Origin of the sequence: Methanobrevibacter sp. (assembly GCF_045541095.1) — an archaeon.
GTDB lineage: Archaea > Methanobacteriota > Methanobacteria > Methanobacteriales > Methanobacteriaceae > Methanocatella.
In genome coordinates this window covers 1-8,423 of record NZ_JAZQIJ010000259.1, presented here as the reverse complement: position 1 = coordinate 8,423, position 8,423 = coordinate 1, and the positions used below count along the sequence as shown (strand labels likewise).

Genomic DNA, 8,423 nt, shown 5'->3' with positions numbered 1-8,423 from the left:
CAAAAATATTGCAAGAATACCATGACCTCTTAGGTCATGGATGAATTGCACAAAAAATTACTTATCAAATGCTCTCTGAAGAACTTTAAATACCAATGAAATCTAAACTAATAAATGACAAAGTTAATCAAAACTTTTTTTCAACGATAACCAAGTTTAAAAAAGCAAAACATTAACATTTTTGTCTGAACCCATGGGACGAGGGAGATAGCCTAGGATAATATCAAATAACCAACGATATATAATAAAAAACCTAGGAAATCCTCAACTTCAATAAGTTGAGGTAGTTCAAGAACTATTTCAATACACGATGCATGACAAAGCCGATGAATTTTGAAAATACCGTCTTGAAAAATCCAAGCTTTACATCCGGTGAAAAGTCATGGTTTACAAGACCTGTGCTGTACCAGAACTCCTTGTCTGCCTCAATTGGATTTGATGATGTGGCCATTACCTTCCATACATTGAAAAACACTATATCTGAAAGCTTTGGAGAGCGCAGCTTATTGTCAGAGGCGAATTTAAGTGCAACCTTGTCAATTTCTCTAAATTCAGACAGATCCTTACCACCCACTGCAATGGCTATCTTATGGGTTCTGTTTACGCCCCAGTGCCTCAAGGTTTCATCTATGTATTTTGCAACCTTTTTATGGCCGGCTCCGGCTGTTGTTACAACGACAAGGGCTTTTTTGGTGAAAAGTTCCGGCCTGTGGAAAAGATATGCTGTGTGGTCAAAGAAGTTCTTTAAAAGGGCGGTCACGTTCATCGCATAGACCGGAGAGCCTATGATTATTGCATCGCAGGATTTCATCTTCTCAACTATCGGATTAACCTTGTCATAGTCAGGACATTCCTTTTCACCTTCCTCAATGCATTTAAAGCATCCCCGACACATGGGAATCCTCTCACCAATCAAAAACACCTCTTCAAACTCACCGTCAAGACTGTTTTTGACCTGATTTATGACACCATAGGTATTTCCCAGCCTTGGTGACCCGTTTATAATCAAATATTTCATTTTACTCACCTACCTTTACAGAATCGAATATGATTTTCATCTGCCTTTCGCTTTTATCAGCAAGATCCTTCAGGAATTTTTCATCATCTTCAGGATAGTTTATTATGAAATGCTCAACCATGAGAAAAAATCCGTAGTAGTAAAAGGACTCAGCAAGCTGTCTTGAGTCTGCATCCGGCGTGATTACCCCTTTCGCCTTCATCATCTCAAACAGTTCGACCCATCCGCTGACCGGCGCTTCAACCATTACTGTTTTTACGTAGTTTCTGATTTTTTCGTTGTGATACATTTCGATTAGAACAAACCGGGTAATTTTTAGCATTTTCTGGCTTTTGAGTTTTGATGCGTACAGCTCAAGACCTGCACGGTAGAAATGCTCGATTCCCTCATCGAGATTTTTTCCGGCCTCATCGTTTGGAATCTCATCCTCGGTCATTTTCGAAACGTAATAGTCAAGGATTGCATCCAGAATAGCTTCCTTGCTTTTGTAGTGATTGTATATTGAGCTTTCTTTTATTCCGACTTCACGTGCAATCTGGCGGATTGAAACGCCGCCATAGCCATGTTCGGAAAACAAATCTACTGCCACATTGAATATTTTTTCCTTGTTGTTCATGCTATCTGCCTAACGCTTGTTAGTTAAACTTTTGGATTTTGAATATTTAAAACTAACGGTCGTTAGTTTACATCAGATATTCAAAAACTGAACATACGACCAAAATATTTATAACAATAGTTATACTTATATATTAATCAGAAAAAACAGATAACTATTAACATAATCCAAAGAGGCGGACAATGGAAAAACGAACTGGACTTTTATCAAACCTTGTAATATGGTTCGGAGTTGCAATTTCAGTTTCGGAAATCGAAGCGGGAATCGAAATCGGAGCCGCATCACCATTAAGTTCTCTCTGGCTTCCATTGGTGCTCGGCCACCTGCTTGGAGGAGTGCTTCTGTTTCTGGTAGGATACATAGGAGCATCCGTCAGGAAAAACGCAATGGAGGTAACCTCATCCGCCTACGGAAAGTACGGATCAAAGTTTTTTGCAGTCCTCAACGTGATGCAGCTTGTGGCATGGATTGCAGTGCTGAACGCACAGGGAGCATCAGCCCTTGAAAGCCTTAACCTGCCGATTTCCTTTGCGGCGACATGCATAATACTTGCTGCCCTTATCGCAGTGTGGGTTTATCTCGGACTTCAGAAGGTTACAAAAATAACCACAGCAGTCATGACAGTGCTGACAGTGCTTCTTGTGATACTTACATTCAAGCTGTTCGGACTCGGCTCTGCAAACGCCGTAACACACACAATAGCAACGCAAAGCCTCGGATTCTGGAACATATTTGAAATATCAATAGCCATGCCAATATCCTGGTTTCCGGTAATTTCAGACTACACCAAAGAAGTTGAAAAGCCCCTTGAGGCAACAGCAGTCTCCGCCATTGCATATACCCTTGCAAGCCTATGGATGTATTTCATCGGAATAGAAATTGCAGGCATAGGGCCAAACTACACAATCGCACAGTCCATTCTTTTGGCAAACCTCGGAACTGCAGGAATCATAATTGTAGTTCTCTCAACCGTTACAACAAACTTCATGGCCGCAAACTCAGCCGGAGAATCATCAAAGGTCATCTTAAACAGATTAAATCCGAAAACAGTAGGAGTTGTGGTTTGTGCAATAAGCGCCGCTCTTGCAATATCAGGAATCATGGACCACTACATCGACTTCCTGTATCTGATAGCTTCAGTGTTCGCTCCGATGGCGGCTGTGCTTCTGGTTTCATTTTATGTAACAAAATCCGATTCAGGCGACAGAAGGATATGGTACTGGAACATGTTTTCATGGCTTGCCGGTTTTATCGTCTACAACATTACAATAAATCTTGATTCAATATTTTTAGGCCCGACCCTTCTTTCAGTTATCGTATCGGCAGTTCTTGCATATGCGGGAGCATTTCTATTTAAAAAAAATTAAAATAACTTAAAATTATTTTTTAAGTTCATTATCAAATATCAAAATTCGTTTTTCCAAATAATATTAAACTAGAAATTCAATTACATCATCGAAAGTTTCATTTTTAGATGCAAACTCCGATAATGATTTATGATTTTTTCAGAAGTTTTCGCGGAGGTCTTTTTGCTTGAGAAAAACACTAACCAGTTACTTTACTAAAAAAATAATTAAATTTATATACGGCATTCCATAAAGCATTTAAACAGAGAATTATCTCCAATGAGGAAACTCTCAAATATTGATTATGTAATTTAATGTCTAATGGGCGGTATTGTAGGATTTAATCCTGCAATATAGACATTGAAAAACTATACACCCATAATCAAATGAATCATAAACTATTTTTGTATTTTTAGTTATATATTGAAAAATTTCATTGAACTACCTCAACTTATTGAAGTTGAGGATTCCTAGGTTTTTTATTATATATCGTTCGTTATTTGATATTATCCTAGGCTATCTCCGCCGTCCCATGGGTTCAGACAAAATGTTAATGTTTTGCTTTTTTAAACTTGGTTATCGTTGAAAAAAGTTTTGATTAACTTTGTCATTTATTAGTTTAGATTTCATTGGTATTTAAAGTTCTTCAGAGAGCATTTGATAAGTAATTTTTTTGTGCAATTCATCCATGACCTAAGATGTCATGGTATTCTTGCAATATTTTTGATAAATTCCAAATCCGGATAACTCTCATTCCATTGCGGTTTGAATTCACTGTTTTTGATTGAAACAATTATGTTTCTGTAGAATTTCAAAATGTCTTTTGACTCATTTATCTGAGCTTTTCTTAATCTAATCATTTGAGTCATTTTCAAGGTATTTTAGGGTTAGCTTGCATTCGCTCATGCATTTGGTGCATCCGAGTCCTGCCTTGTACTGGCCGATTATATATTCGCTGCAGGCTTCAATGTCGATAATGTCTGATCTGTTGAGTCGGTCATTCCACTTTTGCGGATTGATTGCATCAACTGGGCACGCTTCCTGGCAGTTTGTACACTCATCGCACTCTGAATCGGTTATTGGCTGGTCAAAATCCAAGGGCATGTCTGTTAAAATGGCTCCAAGTGCTACTGCAGAGCCATATTCCGGTGTTACAAATAAGGCTGAGCGTCCAATCCATCCAAGTCCGGATTTTGTTGCAATGGTTTTGTAGGGCAGTATGCTTAGAAGTTTTTTCATGTCACATTCATTTCTAGTCATTGTCAGTGCAAATGCATCATATCCCTGGTTTTTTATAAATTCTTCGCCTTTAAGTGACATTTCGGTCAGTTTGTCAATTTGGCCGTGAAAGCATTTCCAGTATGCCTCATAGTCTTCATCCTTGACAAGCTGCATCGCCTCTTTTGGAAGTTTTAAAACGATGCTTATCCCATTAGGCAAGTCAATAAACTCACTTGCAAGGCCATGGACATCTGCAAAACCGACTTTGCTTGCCCCCAAACTTTTCAAATAAGATTTAATATCATTCACTTCAGACATATTATTTCATATTTAAAAGGTTACATATAAATGATGGTGTAATGAATTTCATACTTAAACACTTATAAATAAGGAAGTTAAATATTTATTGTAGTGATAAAATGAAAGATATTGATGTTTTAATTGAAGCTTTACCATATATTAAGAAGTTTCATCATAAAAAAATTTTAATCAAATATGGCGGACATGCTATGATAGATGAGGAAGCTAAATCATCTACTGCCCGTGATATTGTTTTACTCAAGTATGTAGGAATGAAACCGATTATTGTTCACGGTGGAGGTCCGGAAATCTCAAGAGCAATGGATAAGTTCGGTATTGAATCAAAATTCATTCAAGGTTTAAGGGTAACTGATGAGGAAGCCATGAAAATTATTGAAATGGTTCTTGCAGGTAAAATCTCATCAGAAATTGTATCAGAAATCATCAAACATGATGGTGATGCAATAAGTTTGTCTGGAACAGATTCAAGTCTGATTTATGCTCATAAAAAGCCTTTAAGTAAAATAGATGAGGAAATTGTTGATTATGGACTGGTTGGTGAAGTTGACAGAATCAACACTGACTTATTGGAAATGTTTTTGGATAATGATATCATTCCGGTCATATCACCGATTGGTATCAATGAAGTCGGTCAAAGTCTAAATCTGAATGCGGATACTGCCGCAGGTGAAGTGGCGGGCGCTTTGGATGTTGAAAAGTTGATTATTTTAACTGACGTTCCTGGTGTTTTAAGAGACCCTTCAGATCCTTCAACACTGATTCAAAAAATAAAAATTTCAGAAATTCCAGACCTGGTTGAACAGGGTATCATTTCAGGCGGAATGATTCCAAAAATAGAAACCTGCGTAAAGGCTATAGAAAATGGTGTTAAATCATGTCATATCCTGGATGGAAGGGTTAAACATTCATTGCTTATAGAAATCTTTACAACAGATGGCATAGGAACTATGATTTATAAATAGTTCCATTTTCAATCTTCAAGTTCTGTTATGAATAACGGAACTTTGTCTTCTCTTTTTTCAAATCCGCAATATTCATAGAATCTGCTTTTTTCATGCATTGTAATGACAGCTATTCTTTGATAATCTTTGTAGTGCTGCTTTACCTTTTCAACAAGATTTTTTCCAATTCCTTTAAGTTGGTATTCCGGTTTTACAAGCAGATAATTGATGTACGCGTTCATAACTCCATCGTCCATAGCTGAAATTAATCCGACCAGTTCATCCCCGTCCCATGCGGAATAAACGCAGTTGTAGTTTTTCATTGCAATGACAAGTTTTTCGGGAAATTCTCCGGAAGACCATTCAACAGACTTGAAAAGTTCTTCCAATTCCCTTTTTGAAAAGTTGTGTGTGTTTTTGTATGTTATGTTCATAGTATCTATACTTTAAACATTTTTCTGAGTTCTCTTCTAAGCAGTTTCCAGCCGTTAACTCTTGGAAGTTCATCAAGTGCAAATATTTTCCTTGGAACCTTATATCTTGACAGGTTTTCACGGGCGTATTTTATAAGGCCTTCATCATCTGCTTCATCTTCCCAGACAACTGCAGCAACAGGTATCTCTCCTCTGTGGCAATCGTTTATGCTGAAGATTGCAATCTCTTTAACTGCAGGATATTTGATTAAAACTTCTTCCACTTCTGTTGGATAGATTTTCCATCCGCTCATTACGATCATGTCTTTTTTACGGTCAGTGATGAACAGACGATTGTCCTCATCCAAATATCCGATATCTCCAGTTAAAAACCATCCATCATCCAAAAATGCCACTTTGGTTTTCTCTTCATTTCCCCAGTATCCTTTAGCGACAGCAGGTCCTCTAAGTGCAATTTCGCCCTGTTCGTATTTTGGCAATATTTTTGATGAATCAACTTCATCGACGATTTGAACCTCGGAAAAGCACACTGGATGACCTACACTTTCAAATCTGTCTGCTTCCCAGTAGTCTTCAGGTCTTATGACAGTTCCGGTTCCGATTACAATGGTTTCAGATAGTCCGTAAGCATTGATGATTGGTATTTGGTAAGTCCTGTGAAAATCCCTCCAAATTTTTTTGTGAAGAGGTCCTCCACCTGATATGATTTCACGAACGGTTTTCAGATGTTTACGAGCATCCATTGTTGTAAGTGAATGTATTACAGGAGGCATTCCTGTTAAAACGGTTACCTTTTCTTTTTCACATAATTCAAGATATTCGTCAATATTGAACTGTTCAATTAAAATGTAATATGCTGCTGCCCTTAAAGCGGATATTGCCCATGAAAGTCCAACATGAGCCATAGGATAAATTCCTAAAAATACGTCATCCTGTTTAAGTGTCAAAACGTCGCATTCATTGTGTATTGCAGAAAAATAATTTCCATGTGTAAGCATAGCTCCTTTTGGTTGGCCTGTGGTTCCTGAAGTGTATTGAAGTTGGCACAGATCATCCCAATCGGTATTTTCGGCAGGAAGAACTTCACAGTCCTTATAACTGTAAACATTTTCGGGAATGTATGTTTCAATTTCAATTATGCCGTTTGCATCGCTGTCGGTTATCATCACTTTTGCTTTGGAATCTCCTGCAAGGTATTCCAGTTCCACTGCGGTCATGATTCTGTTTGTAGGAATTGCTATTGCTCCGATTCTCCATATTGCGAAAAGTGAAAAAAGGTATTCTTCGGAGTTTGCAAGATAGATTAATACTCTGTCGCCTTTGTTTATTCCCATATCTTTCAGGTTACGTCCAATTTCTGATACTATTGATAATATTTCACCGGAGGTGTATTTGTTTCCGGTTTTTGGGTTGTATAATACGTCCTTGTCTAGTCTTTTTGAATTTGCATCTAAAAAAGTGGTAATGTTTAACATTATATTAACTCCTTGACTATAGCTTTTGTAACTTCCATTGTATTTGAATCTCCGCCCAAATCAGGTGTTCTGATTTTGCAGTCTGCTATTACCTTTTCAACGGCATTCTTGATTTCATTTGCGATTTTCCATTCTCCCAAATAGTCAAGCATCATTGAGGCAGAAAGTATCATTGAACATGGATTTGCAATGTTTTTTCCTGCAATATCCGGCGCAGAACCGTGAACAGGTTCAAACAATCCGTTATGGTCACCGATGTTTCCTGATGGTGCAAGTCCGAGTCCTCCTATAAGGCCGGCACTTTCATCAGAGAGAATGTCTCCAAACAGGTTGCTTGATACTATTACATCGAAGTTTTGGGGCTGGGTTATCAGATACATTGCCATTGCATCAACATAGTAATCTTCGGTTTTAATTTGAGGATAATTCTTTGCAATGTTGTAGAATGATTCCTTAAAAACGCCATCTGTTTTTTTGAGCACATTGCTTTTGTGGACGCAGGTTACCTTTTCCTGGCCTCTTTTTAGGCACAGGTTGAAAGCGACCTTTGATATTCGCTCAGATGCTTTTCTTGTGATGATTCTCTCTGCAATCATCTTTTCTTTGTTACCATATTCCTTTTGAGAATAAAGGCCTTCGGTATTTTCCCTCACGATTACGAAGTCAATGTCATCACGAATGCAGTTAACACCTTTATATGATTTTATTGGTCTGATATTTGCATAAACGTTAAGTTCCTTTCTTAGATTTATTATTGGGCTAGGCTGACCTGGTGTTGATGTTGACGCTCCAAATAGAACTGCATCACTGTCATTTGCTATCTTTACTGTTTCTTCAGGCAGTGTTGTTCCATTTTTGTTGAAACATTCAAAACCTGCTTGTCCGTATTTGAAACTGAAATCCAAGTTCAGTTTGTCGAGCAGATATTCGCAGGCTGACATTACTTCTTTTCCTATTCCATCTCCACTTATTATTGCAAGTTTATACATTATTTCACTTTTGCTAAATTGTTCGTATATTAATAATATTAATTTTTAATTATATAGCAATT

The 8,423-nt window shown here is 37.6% G+C and carries 9 protein-coding genes; 2 read left to right on the top strand and 7 right to left on the bottom strand.

The window, feature by feature from the left end; genetic code table 11:
* Positions 1-295 precede the first annotated feature (295 nt).
* Both ACKI2P_RS11260 and ACKI2P_RS11255 read right to left on the bottom strand, forming a co-directional pair.
* Positions 296-1,018 carry a flavodoxin family protein gene (locus ACKI2P_RS11260; RefSeq protein WP_407377629.1) on the bottom strand — a complete coding sequence of 241 codons (723 nt, stop codon included), beginning with the start codon at positions 1,016-1,018 and terminating at the stop codon, positions 296-298.
* Position 1,019: 1 nt separating this feature from the next.
* Positions 1,020-1,634 (bottom strand): TetR/AcrR family transcriptional regulator, encoded by a 615-nt coding sequence (locus ACKI2P_RS11255; RefSeq protein ID WP_407377627.1) that lies wholly within the window; start codon positions 1,632-1,634, stop codon positions 1,020-1,022.
* Positions 1,635-1,816: 182 nt separating this feature from the next.
* Here ACKI2P_RS11255 and ACKI2P_RS11250 point away from each other — a divergent pair, with 182 nt between their 5' ends.
* Positions 1,817-3,001 carry a cytosine permease gene (locus ACKI2P_RS11250; protein WP_407377626.1) on the top strand — a complete coding sequence of 395 codons (1,185 nt, stop codon included), beginning with the start codon at positions 1,817-1,819 and terminating at the stop codon, positions 2,999-3,001.
* A 680-nt stretch (positions 3,002-3,681) separates the two neighbouring features.
* On the opposite strand, the gene ACKI2P_RS11245 is transcribed toward ACKI2P_RS11250, so the two are convergent.
* Positions 3,682-3,840: a hypothetical protein gene (locus ACKI2P_RS11245; protein ID WP_407377625.1), complete on the bottom strand. Its 159-nt coding sequence runs from the start codon at positions 3,838-3,840 to the stop codon at positions 3,682-3,684.
* Positions 3,833-4,519, bottom strand: coding sequence for a hypothetical protein (locus tag ACKI2P_RS11240; protein ID WP_407377623.1), 687 nt, complete (start codon positions 4,517-4,519; stop codon positions 3,833-3,835). Before ACKI2P_RS11240 ends, ACKI2P_RS11245 begins: the two co-directional genes overlap by 8 nt.
* Positions 4,520-4,620: 101 nt before the next feature.
* Here ACKI2P_RS11240 and argB point away from each other — a divergent pair, with 101 nt between their 5' ends.
* Positions 4,621-5,484, top strand: a complete 864-nt coding sequence (argB, locus tag ACKI2P_RS11235) for an acetylglutamate kinase (protein ID WP_407377621.1) — start codon at positions 4,621-4,623, stop codon at positions 5,482-5,484.
* A gap of 8 nt (positions 5,485-5,492) precedes the next feature.
* Here argB and ACKI2P_RS11230 read toward each other — a convergent pair whose 3' ends face one another.
* The 3 genes from ACKI2P_RS11230 to aksF are packed head-to-tail and all read right to left on the bottom strand — an operon-like array spanning position 5,493 to position 8,361.
* A complete protein-coding gene (locus ACKI2P_RS11230) occupies positions 5,493-5,897 on the bottom strand; it encodes a GNAT family N-acetyltransferase (RefSeq protein ID WP_407377620.1) in 405 nt (134 codons plus the stop codon).
* 5 nt (positions 5,898-5,902) lie between these two features.
* Positions 5,903-7,372: a class I adenylate-forming enzyme family protein gene (locus ACKI2P_RS11225; protein ID WP_407377619.1), complete on the bottom strand. Its 1,470-nt coding sequence runs from the start codon at positions 7,370-7,372 to the stop codon at positions 5,903-5,905.
* The gene (gene aksF, locus ACKI2P_RS11220; protein WP_407377618.1) at positions 7,372-8,361 is read right to left on the bottom strand and encodes a homoisocitrate dehydrogenase; all 990 of its coding nucleotides are present in this window, start codon (positions 8,359-8,361) and stop codon (positions 7,372-7,374) included. Before aksF ends, ACKI2P_RS11225 begins: the two co-directional genes overlap by 1 nt.
* Positions 8,362-8,423 lie beyond the last annotated feature (62 nt).

Excerpts from the sequence above, each read along its gene's own strand:
- ACKI2P_RS11260 (WP_407377629.1), bottom strand. The coding sequence starts at position 1,018 with ATGAAATATTTGATTATAAACGGGTCACCAAGGCTGGGAAATACCTAT.
- ACKI2P_RS11255 (WP_407377627.1), bottom strand. The coding sequence starts at position 1,634 with ATGAACAACAAGGAAAAAATATTCAATGTGGCAGTAGATTTGTTTTCC.
- ACKI2P_RS11250 (WP_407377626.1), top strand. The coding sequence starts at position 1,817 with ATGGAAAAACGAACTGGACTTTTATCAAACCTTGTAATATGGTTCGGA.
- ACKI2P_RS11245 (WP_407377625.1), bottom strand. The coding sequence starts at position 3,840 with ATGATTAGATTAAGAAAAGCTCAGATAAATGAGTCAAAAGACATTTTG.
- ACKI2P_RS11240 (WP_407377623.1), bottom strand. The coding sequence starts at position 4,519 with ATGTCTGAAGTGAATGATATTAAATCTTATTTGAAAAGTTTGGGGGCA.
- argB (WP_407377621.1), top strand. The coding sequence starts at position 4,621 with ATGAAAGATATTGATGTTTTAATTGAAGCTTTACCATATATTAAGAAG.
- ACKI2P_RS11230 (WP_407377620.1), bottom strand. The coding sequence starts at position 5,897 with ATGAACATAACATACAAAAACACACACAACTTTTCAAAAAGGGAATTG.
- ACKI2P_RS11225 (WP_407377619.1), bottom strand. The coding sequence starts at position 7,372 with ATGTTAAACATTACCACTTTTTTAGATGCAAATTCAAAAAGACTAGAC.
- aksF (WP_407377618.1), bottom strand. The coding sequence starts at position 8,361 with ATGTATAAACTTGCAATAATAAGTGGAGATGGAATAGGAAAAGAAGTA.